Consider the following 433-nt stretch of genomic DNA (forward strand, 5'->3'; position numbering starts at 1 on the left):
ATAGGCATCCACGTGCAACGCCACCTGGTCGAAGGCATCCGCGAAAACCGGGAACGCCTCGTACAACCCCCGGCCCATCGACGCACGCTGCGCACCCTGGCCCGTGAACAGGAACGCCACCCGGCCCGCCCGTGCGGTGCCTATCAGACCGCCCTCACCAGACACCACCGCATCCAGACCGGACATCAGCTCGTCGTTGTCACCGGCGAGCACCACCGCCCGGTGAGCGAGCGCGGCACGGCGGATCGACGCCGCGCCGAGTGCCACCGGGTGAGCAGCGCCCACCTCGGCGCTGTCGATCAGCTGTTGAGCCGGAGCACGCAGGGACGCCTCGTCCGGACCGGACAACAGCACCGGAGCCAGTGGCAGTGCCTCTGCTGCCACGGCGGCGTCCTCGACCGTCCGAGTCTCCTCCCCGCACACGTGCGCGTTG

Annotated in this window: 1 protein-coding gene; it reads right to left on the reverse strand. The window is 70.2% G+C overall.

Annotated elements, in window-relative coordinates; genetic code table 11:
* The coding region (locus PUR56_RS00260) for a hypothetical protein (RefSeq protein ID WP_329947342.1) at nt 1–384 on the reverse strand (384 nt) is incomplete at its 3' end.
* Between the last annotated feature and the right edge of the window lie 49 nt (nt 385–433).

The organism is Streptomyces sp. BE303 (assembly GCF_036290945.1).
Lineage (GTDB): Bacteria > Actinomycetota > Actinomycetes > Streptomycetales > Streptomycetaceae > Kitasatospora.